This is a genomic window from Pseudomonas reactans, from assembly GCF_013385825.1.
In the GTDB taxonomy this organism is placed as follows: Bacteria; Pseudomonadota; Gammaproteobacteria; order Pseudomonadales; family Pseudomonadaceae; genus Aquipseudomonas; species Aquipseudomonas reactans.
In genome coordinates, this window is the sequence record NZ_JACAPG010000012.1 from 50,768 (window position 1) to 67,179 (window position 16,412).

Annotated in this window: 14 protein-coding genes; all 14 read left to right on the forward strand. The window is 59.1% G+C overall.

From position 1 onward, the window contains the following. The first annotated feature begins 164 nt into the window (after nt 1–164). The 14 genes from pyrH to dnaE all read left to right on the forward strand — a co-directional run bounded on the left by pyrH (nt 165) and on the right by dnaE (nt 16,383). A complete protein-coding gene (gene pyrH / locus HX868_RS14195; RefSeq protein ID WP_003189161.1) occupies nt 165–908 on the forward strand; it encodes a UMP kinase in 744 nt (247 codons plus the stop codon). Further along, entirely contained in the window at nt 905–1,462 is a 558-nt protein-coding gene (frr, locus tag HX868_RS14200) for a ribosome recycling factor (RefSeq protein WP_012722596.1), read from the forward strand. The genes pyrH and frr overlap by 4 nt, the downstream gene beginning before the upstream one ends. Before the next feature lie 17 nt (nt 1,463–1,479). After that, nucleotides 1,480–2,235: a polyprenyl diphosphate synthase gene (gene uppS / locus HX868_RS14205; RefSeq protein ID WP_177003306.1), complete on the forward strand. Its 756-nt coding sequence runs from the start codon at nt 1,480–1,482 to the stop codon at nt 2,233–2,235. Beyond that, complete coding sequence (locus HX868_RS14210; protein WP_177003307.1) at nt 2,236–3,042, forward strand: phosphatidate cytidylyltransferase; 807 nt, start codon at nt 2,236–2,238, stop codon at nt 3,040–3,042. After that, a complete protein-coding gene (gene ispC / locus HX868_RS14215) occupies nt 3,039–4,229 on the forward strand; it encodes a 1-deoxy-D-xylulose-5-phosphate reductoisomerase (RefSeq protein WP_177003308.1) in 1,191 nt (396 codons plus the stop codon). The genes HX868_RS14210 and ispC overlap by 4 nt, the downstream gene beginning before the upstream one ends. Before the next feature lie 40 nt (nt 4,230–4,269). Then, complete coding sequence (gene rseP / locus HX868_RS14220; protein ID WP_177003309.1) at nt 4,270–5,622, forward strand: sigma E protease regulator RseP; 1,353 nt, start codon at nt 4,270–4,272, stop codon at nt 5,620–5,622. A gap of 74 nt (nt 5,623–5,696) precedes the next feature. After that, nucleotides 5,697–8,084, forward strand: coding sequence for an outer membrane protein assembly factor BamA (gene bamA / locus HX868_RS14225; protein WP_028619206.1), 2,388 nt, complete (start codon nt 5,697–5,699; stop codon nt 8,082–8,084). Between the two features lie 45 nt (nt 8,085–8,129). After that, complete coding sequence (locus HX868_RS14230; protein ID WP_003172279.1) at nt 8,130–8,633, forward strand: OmpH/Skp family outer membrane protein; 504 nt, start codon at nt 8,130–8,132, stop codon at nt 8,631–8,633. 3 nt (nt 8,634–8,636) lie between these two features. Next, nucleotides 8,637–9,692: a UDP-3-O-(3-hydroxymyristoyl)glucosamine N-acyltransferase gene (gene lpxD / locus HX868_RS14235; RefSeq protein WP_177003310.1), complete on the forward strand. Its 1,056-nt coding sequence runs from the start codon at nt 8,637–8,639 to the stop codon at nt 9,690–9,692. A 111-nt stretch (nt 9,693–9,803) separates the two neighbouring features. After that, entirely contained in the window at nt 9,804–10,244 is a 441-nt protein-coding gene (fabZ, locus tag HX868_RS14240; RefSeq protein ID WP_016976866.1) for a 3-hydroxyacyl-ACP dehydratase FabZ, read from the forward strand. Continuing rightward, nucleotides 10,241–11,017 carry an acyl-ACP--UDP-N-acetylglucosamine O-acyltransferase gene (gene lpxA / locus HX868_RS14245; RefSeq protein ID WP_016976867.1) on the forward strand — a complete coding sequence of 259 codons (777 nt, stop codon included), beginning with the start codon at nt 10,241–10,243 and terminating at the stop codon, nt 11,015–11,017. Before fabZ ends, lpxA begins: the two co-directional genes overlap by 4 nt. A gap of 2 nt (nt 11,018–11,019) precedes the next feature. Beyond that, nucleotides 11,020–12,159, forward strand: coding sequence for a lipid-A-disaccharide synthase (lpxB, locus tag HX868_RS14250; RefSeq protein ID WP_016976868.1), 1,140 nt, complete (start codon nt 11,020–11,022; stop codon nt 12,157–12,159). After that, nucleotides 12,156–12,788, forward strand: a complete 633-nt coding sequence (gene rnhB / locus HX868_RS14255) for a ribonuclease HII (RefSeq protein ID WP_038849180.1) — start codon at nt 12,156–12,158, stop codon at nt 12,786–12,788. Before lpxB ends, rnhB begins: the two co-directional genes overlap by 4 nt. A 73-nt stretch (nt 12,789–12,861) precedes the next feature. Further along, nucleotides 12,862–16,383 (forward strand): DNA polymerase III subunit alpha, encoded by a 3,522-nt coding sequence (gene dnaE / locus HX868_RS14260; protein WP_177003311.1) that lies wholly within the window; start codon nt 12,862–12,864, stop codon nt 16,381–16,383. The last annotated feature ends 29 nt before the right edge of the window (nt 16,384–16,412 follow it).

Genomic DNA, 16,412 nt, shown 5'->3' on the forward strand with positions numbered 1-16,412 from the left:
CAGCCTCTTTTCAAATGGGAAGGCCGATTTTAATTGGCTTCCCTTCGGAACTGGCTTACAAAGCCGTGTTCCGATGGCGCTGTAGCAGCGTCCAGCTAGAGTGAACGCAAGCCGTAAACGGCTCGCCAAGAATTTTTAAAAATACGCCGCAGGAGAGATTCGCAATGGCTCAGCAGGGCAGTGGTTATCAGGCTCGCTATAAACGCATTCTACTCAAGCTTAGCGGCGAGGCCCTGATGGGCTCGGAAGAGTTCGGGATCGATCCCAAGGTGCTCGACCGCATGGCGCTGGAAGTCGGCCAACTGGTCGGTATCGGCGTGCAGGTCGGCCTGGTGATTGGCGGCGGCAACTTGTTCCGCGGCGCGGCACTGAGCGCCGCTGGCATGGATCGGGTTACTGGCGACCACATGGGCATGCTGGCCACTGTGATGAACGCCCTGGCCATGCGCGACGCCCTGGAGCGTGCCAACATCTCGGCTATCGTGATGTCGGCTATTTCCATGGTCGGCGTGACCGATCACTATGACCGCCGCAAAGCCATGCGCCACCTGAATTCCAAGGAAGTGGTGATCTTCGCCGCTGGTACGGGCAACCCGTTCTTCACCACCGACTCCGCAGCCTGCCTGCGCGCCATCGAAATCGACGCTGACGTGGTGTTGAAGGCGACCAAGGTGGATGGTGTGTACACTGCCGATCCATTCAAAGACCCGCATGCCGAGAAGTTCGATCATCTGACCTACGATGAAGTACTGGATCGCAAGCTGGGCGTGATGGACCTGACGGCTATTTGCCTGTGCCGCGACCACAAGATGCCGCTGCGCGTATTTAACATGAACAAGCCCGGCGCCCTGCTGAATATCGTACACGGCGGCGCAGAAGGGACTCTGATCGAGGAAGGCCAACAATGATCAACGAAATCAAGAAAGACGCCCAGGCGCGTATGCAAAAATCCCTGGAATCCCTGAGCCATGCATTTGGCCAGATCCGTACCGGCAAGGCGCACCCAAGCATCCTGGGCAGCGTGATGGTGCCTTACTACGGTTCCGATACCCCGATCAGCAGCGTTGCCAACATTACTGTTAAAGACTCGCGCACGCTGCAAGTCGTCGCGTTCGAGCGCAACATGCTGGGTGCTGTCGACAAGGCCATCCAGAGCGCCGGTTTGAACCTCAACCCGACCAACCTGGGTGAGCTGCTGCTGATCTCCATGCCGGCCCTGACCGAAGAAACCCGTAAGGGTTTCACCAAGCAGGCGCGTAGTGCTGCCGAGGACGCGCGTGTTGCCGTGCGCAACATTCGTCGCGATGCCCTGGGTGACCTGAAGAAACTGGTCAAGGACAAGGAAATCAGCGAAGACGAAGAGCGTCGTGCCACCGCCGATATCGACAAGCTGACCAAAGATGCCGAGGCCCAAATCACCAAGGCTACCGAAGAAAAAGAAAAGGACCTGATGGCCGTATAAGGGGTCAGGACGCCTTCATGGAAAAGACCAAGCAGACTGTACCCTCTGTGGTGCCGCGCCATGTCGCGATCATCATGGATGGGAATAATCGCTGGGCGAAGAAACGCTTTATGCCGGGTGTTGCCGGGCATAAAGCGGGTGTCGATGCGGTTCGCGCTGTGATCGAGGTGTGCGCCGAGGCCAAGGTCGAGGTGTTGACCTTGTTCGCCTTCTCCAGTGAGAACTGGCAGCGGCCCGCCGAAGAAGTCAGCGCCTTGATGGACCTGTTCTTCAAGGCCTTGCGTCGTGAAGCCAAGCGGCTCAACGACAACAACATCAGCCTGCGCATCATCGGCGATCGCTCGCGCTTTCACCCCGAACTGCAAGCCGCCATGCGTGAAGCCGAGGCCATTACAGCTGGGGCCAATCGATTTGTGCTGCAGATCGCAGCCAACTACGGTGGCCAGTGGGATATCGCCCAGGCTGCACAGCGTCTGGCGCGTGAAGTGCAGGCCGGTCATCTGCGGCCCGACGACATCACGCCCGAGCTGTTGCAAGCCTGCCTGGTGACTGGCGACCTGCCGTTGCCTGACTTGTGCATCCGTACCGGTGGTGAGCACCGCATCAGCAACTTCCTGTTGTGGCAGCTGGCTTATACCGAGCTGTACTTCTCCGACCTGTTCTGGCCGGACTTCAAACACGATGCCATGCGTAATGCGCTGGCCGATTTCGCTTCCCGTCAGCGTCGCTTCGGTAAAACGAGCGAGCAGATCGAAGCTGGAGCCCGGGTTTAAATGCTTAAACAACGAATCATCACAGCACTGATCCTGTTGCCGATCGCCTTGTGTGGATTTTTCCTGCTCGACGGTTCCGCCTTTGCGCTGTTTATCGGCCTTGTGGTCACGCTGGGTGCCTGGGAATGGGCGCGCCTGGCGGGTTTCAGCGCGCAACTGCCGCGCGTTGTGTATGCCGCTGTCGTAGCTGCTTTGGCGTTCCTCCTGTACATCCTGCCGGACATAGCACCGTGGGTGTTGGGGGCGGCGGTGCTGTGGTGGGCGCTGGCGACATTCCTGGTGTTGACCTATCCGGGCACCAGCGGCAAGTGGTCCAGTGTTGCCTGCAAGCTGGTGATTGGTTTGCTGATCCTGCTGCCGGCGTGGCAAGGGCTGGTGGAGATCAAGCGTTATCCAATCGGTAACTGGCTGATCCTGGCCGTCATGGTGCTGGTCTGGGGGGCTGATATCGGCGCCTACTTCTCCGGTCGTGCCTTCGGCAAGCGCAAGCTGGCGCCGGCGGTCAGTCCAGGCAAGAGCTGGGAAGGCGTGTATGGCGGCCTGGCGTTGACACTGGTGATCACGCTGGTCGTCGGTGTAGTGCGTGACTGGTCGGTGAAGGAAATTTTTCTGGCGCTGCTGGCCACTGCCATTGTCGTGTTTATATCGGTCGTAGGTGATCTCACCGAAAGCATGTTCAAGCGTCAGGCCGGAATCAAGGACAGCAGTAACCTGCTGCCAGGTCACGGCGGCGTGCTGGACCGTATCGACAGCCTGACCGCTGCCATCCCGATCTTTGCCGTACTGTTGTGGATGACCGCTTCGTGAGCCGCCTGCAGCAAGTCACCGTGCTGGGTGCTACCGGCTCGGTGGGGTTGAGCACCCTGGACGTGATTGCTCGTCACCCTGATCGCTACCAAGTCTTCGCCCTGACCGGTTTCACCCGCCTGAGCGAACTGCTGGCCTTGTGTGTGCGTCACGCGCCGCGCTTTGCCGTGGTGCCTGAGGCCGCTGCGGCTCGGAGCCTGCAGGATGATCTGCGGGCTGCCGGGCTTGCCACTCAAGTGCTGGTGGGGGAGGAGGGGCTTTGCCAGGTCTCGGGCGATGCTGAAGTGGATACCGTGGTCGCCGCTATTGTCGGCGCTGCGGGCCTGCGCCCAACCTTGGCTGCCGTGGATGCTGGTAAGAAGATCCTGCTGGCCAATAAAGAAGCGCTGGTCATGTCCGGTGCGCTCTTCATGCAGGCGGTGCGTAAGAGTGGCGCGGTGCTGTTGCCGCTGGACAGCGAGCACAACGCAATCTTCCAATGCATGCCCGGCGATTATGCGCGTGGCTTGAGCCAGGTGGGTGTACGCCGGATCCTGCTGACTGCCTCTGGTGGTCCGTTCCGACAAACCCCGCTGGCTGAGCTGGAGCATGTGTCGCCCGACCAGGCGTGCGCTCATCCGAACTGGTCGATGGGGCGTAAAATCTCCGTGGATTCGGCGAGCATGATGAACAAAGGCCTGGAGCTGATCGAGGCGTGCTGGTTGTTCGATGCACGACCGGATCAGGTCGAGGTGGTGATTCATCCACAAAGTGTGATTCATTCTCTGGTCGACTACGTGGACGGCTCGGTCTTGGCACAGTTGGGCAACCCCGATATGCGCACGCCGATTGCCAATGCCCTGGCCTGGCCAGAGCGGATCGACTCGGGCGTAGCGCCTTTGGACCTGTTTGCGGTGGCCCGTCTGGACTTCGAGGCGCCGGACGAGCAGCGGTTCCCTTGTTTGCGACTGGCGCGGCAAGCGGCTGAGGCGGGTAACAGCGCACCAGCAATGCTGAACGCGGCCAATGAAGTGGCCGTGGCAGCGTTTCTCGAACGGCGCATCCGCTTTCCGCAGATCGCGAGTATTATCGAAGACGTCCTGGCCCTTGAGCCTGTCGTGGCGGTGAATGATCTGGCGGCAGTGTTCGAGGCGGATAACAAGGCCCGAGCCTTGGCAGAACAATGGTTGAGCCGCTACGCGCGTTAGCCTGATCTTCAGGCACTGGATTGGAATGCGGAGAAATTAGATGAGTGCGCTTTACATGATTGTCGGCACCCTGGTTGCTCTGGGTGTGCTGGTTACCTTTCACGAATTCGGCCACTTCTGGGTGGCGCGTCGTTGCGGCGTCAAGGTACTGCGCTTTTCCGTCGGTTTCGGCATGCCGCTGGTGCGCTGGCACGACCGTCGTGGTACCGAGTTCGTGATTGCAGCGATCCCGTTGGGTGGCTACGTCAAGATGCTCGATGAGCGCGAAGGCGAAGTACCGGCAGACCAGTTGGACCAATCCTTCAATCGCAAGACCGTTCGTCAGCGCATTGCTATCGTCGCCGCCGGCCCGATCGCCAACTTCCTGTTGGCAATGGTGTTCTTCTGGGTCTTGGCCATGCTGGGCAGCCAGCAGGTGCGTCCGGTCATTGGTGCGGTCGAGTCGGACAGTATTGCCGCCAAGGCTGGATTGGTTGCCGGACAGGAAATTGTATCTATTGATGGCGAACCCACCACGGGCTGGGGCGCGGTCAATTTGCAGTTGGTGCGTCGGCTGGGTGAAAGCGGCATCGTCAAGGTAGTGGTGCGCGAGCAGGATTCCACCAGCGAAACCCCACGTGAGCTGGCTCTCGACCATTGGCTCAAGGGTGCTGATGAGCCTGATCCGATCAAGTCTCTGGGGATCCGCCCATGGCGTCCGGCCTTGCCGCCGGTCCTCGCTGAGCTGGATCCGAAAGGTCCGGCCCAGGCTGCCGGCTTGAAAACCGGTGATCGTCTGTTGGCCCTCGATGGTCAGGCGCTGGGTGACTGGCAGCAGGTGGTCGACCTGGTACGTGTACGTCCTGATACCAAAATTGTGCTGAAAGTCGAGCGCGACGGTGCTCAAATCGACGTCCCTGTGACCTTGTCGGTGCGTGGGGAGGCCAAGGCGGCCGGGGGTTACCTGGGTGCCGGGGTCAAAGGTGTCGATTGGCCGCCATCCATGGTGCGCGAGGTGAATTACGGGCCTTTGGCTGCGATTGGCGAAGGTGCAAAACGCACCTGGACCATGAGTGTGCTGACCCTCGAATCCCTCAAGAAAATGTTGTTCGGCGAGCTCTCGGTAAAAAACTTGAGTGGACCGATAACCATTGCTAAAGTGGCGGGCGCTTCTGCCCAGTCGGGTGTCGCGGATTTCCTGAATTTCCTGGCTTATCTGAGTATTAGCCTGGGTGTTCTGAATTTGTTGCCCATTCCTGTACTGGATGGGGGGCATCTGTTGTTTTATCTGGTCGAGTGGGTGCGTGGTCGCCCCTTGTCGGATCGGGTGCAGGGTTGGGGGATACAGATCGGTATCAGTTTGGTGGTCGGGGTGATGTTATTAGCCTTGGTCAACGATCTGGGTCGACTGTAACGCTTCGCTGAATTGCGAATCTGCCGCATTTTGCGGCAGTTTGTTTATTGCCAGTTGGAATAAGAAAGGACTTCATGAAACGTCTGCTGCTAACTGCGGTTCTCACCGTATTGATGATCGCCGAAGTTCACGCCGAGTCCTTCACCATCTCCGATATTCGCGTCAACGGCCTCCAGCGGGTTTCCGCGGGTAGCGTCTTTGGTGCATTACCGTTGAACGTCGGTGAACAGGCTGATGACCGTCGCCTGGTGGAATCCACTCGTGCGCTGTTCAAAACCGGTTTCTTTCAAGACATCCAACTGGGTCGCGAAGGCAACGTCCTGGTCATCACCGTGGTCGAGCGACCTTCCGTCGCCAGTATCGAGATCGAAGGCAACAAGGCGATCTCTACTGAAGACCTGATGAAAGGTCTGAAACAGTCCGGCCTGGCCGAAGGCGAGATCTTCCAACGCGCCACCCTCGAAGGTGTGCGTAACGAGTTGCAACGCCAGTACGTTGCCCAGGGTCGCTACTCCGCCACCGTGGAAACGGAAGTGGTGCCGCAGCCGCGTAACCGTGTCGGCCTCAAGGTCAACATCAACGAAGGCACCGTGGCGGCGATTCAGCACATCAACGTGGTGGGTAACACCAAGTTCGCTGATGAAGACCTGATCGACCTGTTCGAACTCAAGACCACCAACTGGTTGTCGTTCTTCAAGAACGATGACAAGTACGCCCGTGAAAAGCTTTCCGGTGACCTGGAGCGCCTGCGTTCCTACTACCTGGACCGTGGCTATATCAACATGGATATCGCTTCGACCCAGGTGTCCATCACCCCGGACAAGAAGCACGTCTACATCACCGTCAACGTCAACGAAGGCGAGAAGTACAAGGTTCGTGACGTAAAACTGAGTGGCGACCTGAAAGTACCTGAAGACCAGGTCAAGGCGCTGCTGTTGGTGCAGAAGGACCAGGTGTTCTCGCGCAAGCTGATGACCACGACTTCCGAACTGATCACCCGCCGCCTGGGTAACGAAGGCTACACCTTCGCCAACGTCAACGGCGTGCCGACACCCCATGATGATGACCACACCGTGGACATCACCTTCGTGGTCGATCCAGGCAAGCGTGCTTACGTAAACCGTATCAACTTCCGCGGCAACACCAAGTCTGCGGACGAAGTGCTGCGTCGCGAAATGCGCCAGATGGAAGGTGGCTGGGCGTCGACTTACCTGATCGACCAGTCCAAGACCCGTCTTGAACGCCTGGGCTTCTTCAAGGAAGTCAACGTCGAAACCCCGGCCGTACCGGGTGTTGATGACCAGGTTGACGTGAACTACGCCGTGGAAGAGCAGGCGTCGGGTTCCATCACCGCCAGCGTCGGTTTCGCCCAGAGTGCCGGTTTGATCCTCGGTGGTTCGATCACCCAGAACAACTTCCTGGGTACCGGTAACCGCGTGTCCATCGGCCTGACTCGAAGCGAATACCAGAGCCGATACAACTTCGGTTACACCGACCCCTACTGGACTGCTGACGGTGTGAGCCTGGGCTACAACGCCTTCTACCGCACCACCGACTACAAAGACCTCGACGTTGACGTTGCAAGCTATGCGATCGACAGCCTCGGCGCCGGTGTGAACATCGGTTACCCGATCAGCGAAACTTCCCGTCTGACGTTCGGCCTGACTGCACAGCAGGATGAGATCAAGACCGGTGTGTACACCGTGGATGAGATCTTCGACTTTACCCGTCGTGAAGGTGACAAGTTCCTGAACTTCAAGGCGTCTGCCGGCTGGTCCGAGTCGACCCTGAACAAAGGTGTACTGGCGACCCGTGGTCATTCCCAGAGCCTGACCCTGGAAACCACCACGCCAGGCAGCGACCTGTCGTTCTTCAAGCTCGACTACCGTGGCCAGTTGTTCACGCCGTTGAGCGACAACTACACCATGCGCCTGCACACTGAACTGGGTTATGGCGATGGTTATGGTTCCACCAATGGTCTACCGTTCTACGAGAACTACTACGCGGGTGGCTTCAACTCCGTACGTGGTTTCAAAGACAGCACCTTGGGCCCGCGTGGTACGCCAAGCCGTGGTGTTGGCATAACCGGTAACCAGGGCACTGTGGCGGATTCGGACAACGACCCGTTGCCGTTCGGTGGTAACGTGTTGATCCAAGGTGGTGCGGAGATTCTGTTCCCACTGCCATTCGTGAAAGATCAGCGTTCCCTGCGGACTTCGGTCTTCTGGGACGTGGGTAACGTGTTCGACTCCAAGTGCGAGCAGATCCGTAACCCGAGCGGTGTGAAGTCCAACACCCAGTGCAACGATGTGAGCCTGAGCAACCTGGCAAGCTCCGTGGGTGTGGGTGTGACCTGGGTGACTGCGCTTGGCCCATTGAGCTTTGCTCTGGCCATGCCGATCAAGAAACCGGATAACGCTGAAACCCAGATTTTCCAATTCTCCCTCGGCCAGACGTTCTAAGCGTCTGACCCAAGATAACGACAACGGATTCTGTAGGAGTACATCGTGCGTAAGTTGACTCAATTGGTTCTGCTGGCCACCGTGCTGGTAACCACCCCGGCCTTCGCCGAAATGAAAATCGCCGTCCTGAACTATCAGATGGCCCTGCTGGAATCCGATGCGGCCAAGAAGTACGCCGTGGATGCCGAGAAGAAGTTCGGTCCGCAACTGACCAAGCTCAAGACGCTGGAAAGCAGCGCCAAGGGCATCCAGGATCGCCTGGTAGCCGGTGGTGACAAGATGCAGCAAGGCGAGCGCGAGCGTCTGGAGCTTGAATTCAAGCAAAAGGCCCGTGACTACCAGTTCCAGTCCAAGGAACTGAACGAAGCCAAGGCTGTTGCTGACCGTGAAATGCTGAAACAACTGAAGCCGAAACTCGACAGCGCTGTGGAAGAAGTCATCAAGAAAGGTGCCTTTGACCTGGTGTTCGAGCGTGGCGCTGTGATCGACGTCAAGCCTCAATACGACATCACCCGTCAGGTGATCGAGCGCATGAACCAGCTGAAGTAAGCCATGACCGCGACTATCAAGCTCGGCGAGTTGGCCGAGTTCCTGGGAGCCACCTTGTGTGGCTCCCCGGAGAAGGAAATCACTGGGCTAGCCACCTTGCAGGAGGCTGGCCCAGCTCAGTTGAGCTTCCTCGCAAACCCCCAATACCGTAAATACCTGATCGACAGCCAAGCCGCAGCCGTGTTGCTGAAGGCCGCTGACGCCGAAGGGTTTGCCGGGGATGCGCTGGTGGTAGCCGACCCGTATCTGGCTTATGCACGGGTGTCGCACCTGTTCGATCCGAAACCCAAGGCTGCCAGCGGTATTCATCCATCGGCGGTTATTGCTGATGATGCGCAGGTTGATCCAGCGGCCAGTATCGGTGCGTTTGCGGTGATCGAAAGTGGCGCACGCATTGCGGCGGGCGTAACGGTTGGTGCCCATTGCTTTATCGGTGCGCGCTGCGAGATCGGTGCTGACGGTTGGCTGGCTCCGCGTGTAACCCTGTACCACGACGTGCGTATTGGTGAGCGTGTGGTCATCCAGTCGGGTGCCGTGATTGGCGGTGAAGGCTTCGGTTTTGCCAATGCCAAGGGTATCTGGAACAAGATTGCCCAGGTCGGCGGCGTATTGATCGGCGACGACGTGGAGATCGGCGTGAATACCGCTGTCGATCGGGGGGCTCTGGCCGATACCGTGATCGGCAATGGCGTGAAGCTCGACAACCAGATCCAGATCGCCCACAACGTGCAGATTGGCGATCACACCGCCATGGCGGCCTGCGTGGGTATCTCCGGCAGCACCAAGATCGGCAAGCATTGCATGCTCGCCGGTGGCGTAGGGCTGGTGGGGCATATCGATATTTGCGACAACGTCTTTATCACCGGCATGACCATGGTCACCCACTCGATCACCGAGCCAGGCGCCTATTCTTCCGGTACCGCCATGCAGCCCGCGGCTGAATGGCGCAAGAGTGCAGCACGGTTGAGGCAGCTCGACGACATGGCTCGACGTCTCAAACAGCTGGAAAAGCGTGTTGGGGACGTGACCCCTGGCGGTAATGCTTCATCAGAAGGCTGATACCATTTCCATATCAAGTGTGCACAGCCGCTAGACTGCCTCCTTGATTTGCTAGCGGGGCGTGCTTTTAGTTCGCCCGCCCCCAATCTTTATTACAGGCTTCCCCCCGAAATGATGGACATCAACGAGATTCGCGAATACCTGCCTCACCGTTACCCGTTCCTGCTGGTGGACCGCGTAGTGGACCTCAACATCGAGGAAAAGCGCATTCGTGCCTACAAGAATGTCAGCATCAACGAACCGTTCTTCAATGGTCACTTTCCTGCGCATCCAATCATGCCGGGCGTGTTGATCATCGAAGCGATGGCCCAGGCTGCCGGTATCCTTGGTTTCAAAATGCTCGACCTCAAGCCTGCCGACGGCACGCTTTATTATTTCGTGGGCTCCGACAAGTTGCGTTTCCGCAACCCGGTGACCCCGGGTGACCAGTTGATCCTGGAAGCCAAGTTCATCAGCTGCAAGCGCCAGATCTGGAAGTTCGAATGCCAGGCCTCGGTGGACGGCAAGCCGGTGTGCTCCGCCGAGATCATCTGTGCGGAACGCAAACTATGAGTTTGATTGACCCTCGCGCAATCATCGATCCGTCGGCCGTTCTGGCCGCCGACGTTGAGGTCGGCCCCTGGTCGATCATCGGCGCAGGTGTGGAAATCGGCGAGGGGACTGTCATCGGGCCGCACGTGATCCTCAAAGGTCCGACCCGCATTGGCAAACACAATCGCATCTACCAGTTCTCCTCGGTAGGTGAAGACACCCCGGACATGAAGTACAAGGGTGAAGAGACGCGCCTGGTAATCGGTGATCACAACATCATCCGTGAAGGCGTGACCATTCACCGTGGCACCGTTCAGGATCGTGCCGAGACCACCCTGGGTGATCACAACCTGGTCATGGCCTACGCGCACATCGGCCACGACAGTGTCATCGGCAACCACTGCATCCTGGTCAACAACACTGCATTGGCCGGACATGTGCATGTTGATGATTGGGCGATCCTGTCCGGCTTCACCCTGGTGCATCAGTACTGCCATATCGGCGCCCACAGCTTTTCCGGAATGGGCACCGCCATTGGCAAGGATGTTCCGGCGTTCGTCACGGTATTCGGCAATCCGGCGGAAGCGCGCAGCATGAACTTCGAAGGCATGCGCCGTCGTGGGTTCAGCGAAGACGCCATCCATGCCCTGCGCCGTGCCTACAAGGTGGTTTACCGCCAAGGGCTCACGGTTGACCAGGCATTGACCCAATTGGCCGAGCCGGCAGCGTTGTTCCCGGAAGTCGCGGTGTTCCGTGACTCGATCCAGGCGTCGACTCGCGGCATCACCCGCTAATCATGGCTAATCTGCGTATCGCGCTGGTAGCCGGGGAAGCTTCCGGTGACATTCTGGGCGCAGGTCTTATGCGGGCCCTCAAGGCCCAGCATCCGGCGGTTGAATTCATCGGTGTCGGCGGTCCGCTGATGCAGGCTGAAGGGCTCACGTCCTACTTTCCCATGGAGCGCCTGTCGGTCATGGGGTTGGTCGAGGTGCTGGGTCGCCTGCGCGAGCTGCTGGCCCGTCGCAAGCTGCTGATTCAGACCCTGATCGAAGAAAAGCCCGACGTGTTCATCGGCATCGACGCGCCAGACTTCACCCTCAATATCGAACTCAAGTTGCGTCAGGCCGGGATCAAGACCGTGCATTACGTCAGCCCGTCCGTGTGGGCGTGGCGGCAGAAGCGCGTGCTGAAGATCCGCGAAGGCTGCGATCTGATGCTGACACTGCTGCCGTTCGAGGCCAGGTTCTACGAAGAGAAGGGCGTGCCGGTACGGTTTGTCGGGCATACCCTGGCGGACACGATTCCGTTGCAGGCTGACCGCGCCGCCGCGCGTGCCGAACTGGGCTTGCCCGACGGCCCGTTGGTCGCGCTGATGCCGGGCAGTCGTGGTGGCGAAGTTGGCCGCCTGGCCTCTGTATTCTTCGATGCCGCCGAGCGTCTGCAAGCGTTGAAACCAGGGATACGTTTCGTGCTGCCTTGCGCGAGCCCGCAGCGTCGCGCGCAGATCGAAACGCTGCTGGAAGGTCGCAATCTGCCGTTGACCTTGCTCGACGGCCAGTCGCACCTCGCCCTGGCGGCCTGTGATGCGGTGCTGATCGCTTCGGGGACGGCTACCCTGGAAGCTTTGCTGTACAAGCGCCCAATGGTGGTGGCCTACCGCCTGGCGCCGCTGACCTTCTGGATCCTCAAGCGCATGGTCAAAAGCCCTTACATCTCCCTGCCCAATCTGCTGGCCCAACGCCTGTTGGTGCCGGAGTTGTTGCAGGACGATGCAACGCCTGAGGCCCTTGCGCAAACCCTACTACCCTTGATCGATGGCGGCGAAGAACAGACCCGCGGTTTCGACGACATCCATCGCATATTGCGTCGTGATGCCTCGAACCAGGCGGCAGACGCCGTGTTGACCTTGATCGGCCAGAAACAGGAAACCTTATGACGACGCAAATGGGCCTGGATTTCAGCCTGGTTGCCGAAGCCCATGAACTGGTCGCCGGTGTCGACGAAGTCGGGCGTGGACCTTTGTGCGGTGCCGTGGTCACGGCCGCGGTGATCCTCGATCCGAACCGCCCGATCCTCGGCCTCAATGACTCGAAGAAACTCACCGAGGCGCGCCGTGAAAAGCTTTACGACGAGATCATCGAAAAAGCCCTGAGCTGGCATATCGCCCGGGCTGAAGTCGAAGAAATCGACGAACTGAACATTCTCCACGCCACGATGCTCGCGATGCAGCGTGCGGTTGAAGGCCTGCACATCACCCCCAAAATGGCGATGATCGACGGTAACCGTTGCCCCAAGCTGGCCATGCCTTCTGAGGCGGTGGTGAAGGGTGATAGCAAGGTGCCCGCCATCGCCGCCGCCTCGATCCTCGCCAAAGTCAGTCGTGATCGTGAAATGGCCGCATTCGAATTGATCTATCCCGGCTATGGCATTGGCGGGCATAAAGGTTATCCGACGCCCGTTCATCTGGAAGCCCTGGCTCGGCTTGGCCCGACGCCGATCCATCGCCGCTCGTTCGCCCCGGTTCGCCAGGCCTACGAGCTGCGCGAGAGCCTCAACGAGGTGTAGCCGCGAGGCTGATGTTTTGCTCAAGGCCCGGTACAATCCGGGCCTTGTTGTTTTCCACGTATAAGAGATCACTATGCCGGCTTCATTCGTTCACCTACGCCTGCACACTGAATACTCCCTGGTCGACGGCCTGGTACGGATCAAACCGCTGGTCAAAACCCTGGTGGGCATGAACATGCCTGCGGTCGCGGTGACCGATCAGAACAACATGTGTTCCCTGGTCAAGTTCTACAAGAACGCCATGGGCGCCGGCATCAAGCCGATCTGCGGCGCCGACCTGTGGCTGTCCAACAAAGATCCGGATAATGCACTTAGCCGCATCAGCCTGTTGGCGATGAACGGCGTGGGTTACCGCAACCTCACTGAACTGATTTCTCGTGGTTTCATCGACGGCCAGCGCAATGGCTCGATCATCATAGAGCGCGAATGGGTCGCCGAGGCGAGCGAAGGCCTGATCATGCTGTCGGCCGCCAAAGAGGGCGAGATCGGTATCGCGCTGCTGGGTGGCAATCCTCAAGAAGCCGAAGTACTCGCCAAGGAGTGGATGCAGGTCTTCCCCGATCGTTTCTACCTGGAAGTCCAGCGCACCAATCGCCCCAACGACGAAGAACACCTGCACGCGGCCGTGGCCTTGGCCGATAAGCTGGGCGCGCCGCTGGTCGCAACCAACGATGTGCGCTTCATCAAGAAGGAAGATTTCGAGGCCCACGAAACCCGCGTGTGCATCGGCGAAGGCCGGGCCCTGGATGACCCGCGCCGCTCGAAGAACTACAGCGAAGAGCAGTACCTTAAAAGCGCCGACGAAATGGCCGAGCTGTTCAGCGACCTGCCCGAGGCCCTGGAAAACTCTGTCGAAATCGCCAAGCGCTGCAACATTGAAGTGAAGCTGGGCAAGCACTTCCTGCCCAACTTCCCGATTCCCGATGGCATGACCATCGACGAGTACTTCCGCAAAGTCTCGTTCGACGGCCTTGAAGAGCGACTGACCGTCCTGCTGCCCAAGGACACCACCGAAGATTACGACGCCAAGCGCCAGGTCTACGTCGACCGGCTGAATTTCGAGCTGGATATCATCATCCAGATGGGGTTCCCCGGTTACTTCCTGATCGTAATGGACTTTATCCAGTGGGCCAAAAGCAACGGCGTGCCGGTAGGTCCAGGCCGGGGTTCGGGTGCCGGTTCGCTGGTGGCCTATGTGCAGAAGATTACCGACCTCGACCCGCTGGAATATGACCTGCTGTTTGAACGGTTCCTGAACCCGGAACGGGTTTCCATGCCCGACTTCGACGTTGACTTCTGCATGGACGGCCGTGACCGCGTGATCGAATACGTGGCCGAGAAATATGGCCGCAACGCGGTGAGCCAGATTATCACCTTCGGTTCCATGGCGGCGAAAGCTGTAATCCGTGACGTGGCCCGGGTGCAGGGCAAGTCCTACGGTCTGGCGGACCGTCTGTCGAAGATGATCCCGTTCGAAGTCGGCATGACCCTGGAAAAAGCCTACGAGCAGGAAGAAATCCTGCGCGACTTCATCAAGGTCGACGAAGAAGCCGCCGAAATCTGGGACATGGCGCGCAAGCTTGAAGGCGTGGTGCGTAACGTCGGTAAGCACGCCGGTGGTGTGGTGATTGCCCCGACAAAGCTCACCGACTTTTCGCCGATCTACTGCGACGAAGAAGGCGACGGCCTGGTAACCCAGTTCGACAAGGACGACGTGGAGGCGGCCGGCCTGGTGAAGTTCGACTTCCTCGGGCTGCGGACCCTGACGATCATCGACTGGGCGCTCAAGACCATCAACCGCGACCGCGCCAAGGTCAACGAAGCGCCGTTGGATATCGCGTTTATCCCGCTGGACGACAAACCGACTTACACCTTGCTGCAAAAAGCCGAAACCACGGCGGTGTTCCAGCTTGAGTCGCGGGGCATGAAAGAGCTGATCAAAAAGCTCAAGCCCGACTGCCTGGAAGACTTGATCGCACTGGTGGCCCTGTTCCGTCCGGGTCCGTTGCAATCGGGCATGGTGGACGACTTCATCAACCGTAAGCACGGTCGCGCCGAACTGGCATATCCGCACTCGGACTACCAGTACGAAGGCCTCAAGCCAGTATTGGCCCCGACCTACGGCATCATCCTGTATCAAGAACAGGTAATGCAGATCGCCCAGGTGATGGCCGGTTACACCCTGGGTGGCGCGGACATGCTGCGTCGAGCCATGGGTAAGAAAAAGCCCGAGGAAATGGCCAAGCAGCGCGGCGGTTTCATCGAAGGTTGCGCCACCAACAATATCGACGCGGACCTGGCGGGTAACATCTTCGACCTGGTGGAAAAATTCGCCGGTTATGGCTTCAACAAATCTCACTCCGCCGCCTACGGCCTGGTGTCGTACCAGACTGCCTGGCTGAAAGCCCACTACCCGGCGCCGTTCATGGCCGCGGTACTCTCGGCGGATATGCACAACACCGACAAGGTCGTGACCTTGATCGAGGAAGTGCGCACCATGAAGCTGCGCCTTGACGCGCCGGACGTGAACGCCTCTGAGTTCAAGTTCACAGTGAACGACGAAGGCCGCATTATTTATGGCCTGGGCGCGATCAAAGGCGTGGGCGAAAGCCCGGTGGAAGCTATCGTCGAAGCGCGTCAGAGTGGGCCGTTCGCCGACCTGTTCGACTTCTGTGCGCGGGTTGACCTCAAACGCATCAACAAACGGACCCTCGATGGCCTGATCCGCAGCGGCGCACTTGATCGTCTTGGCCCGTATTTCCATGATGAGCCGAAGGCTTACCAGGCCAATATCGATCGCAACCGTGCGGTGCTGCTCACCGCGATGGAAGAAGCGATCAAGGCCGCCGAACAGACCGCCCGCACCCATGATAGCGGCCACGCCGACCTGTTTGGCGGGTTGTTCGTCGAAGAGGACGCGGACGTCTACGGTAACCACCGCAAGGCCAAGGAGCTGACCCTCAAGGAGCGCCTCAAGGGTGAGAAAGACACTTTGGGCCTGTACCTCACCGGTCACCCGATTGATGAATACGAGGGCGAGATCCGCCGTTTCGCCCGTCAGCGCATCATCGACCTGAAGCCTGCGCGGGATACCCAGACCGTCGCCGGCATGATCATCGCCCTGCGGGTGATGAAGAATAAAAAGGGCGACAAGATGGGGTTCATCACCCTCGACGACCGCTCGGGCCGCATTGAGGCCTCGCTGTTTGCCGACGCGTTCCATTCTGCGCAGTCGCTGTTGCAGACCGATGCGATGGTGGTGGTGGAAGGGGAGGTCAGCAACGATGACTTCTCCGGTGGCCTGCGCCTGCGGATCAAACGGGTGATGAGCATGGAGGATGCGCGCACCAATCTGGCCGAAAGCCTGCGCTTGAAGGTGAAAACCGAAGCACTCAAGGGCGATCAGCTACGCTGGTTGGGTGATTTGCTCAAGCGCCACCGTGGCGCGTGCCCGGTGACCATGGAGTACACCGGCAGCGACGCCAAGGCCATGTTGCAGTTTGGCGAGACTTGGCGAATTGATCCGGCTGATGGCTTGATTCAAGCATTGCGTGACCAGTTCGGCCGTGACAACGTCTTCCTCCAATACCGTTGACGGTCAGGCAGTCCTAACAGCCTGATCTC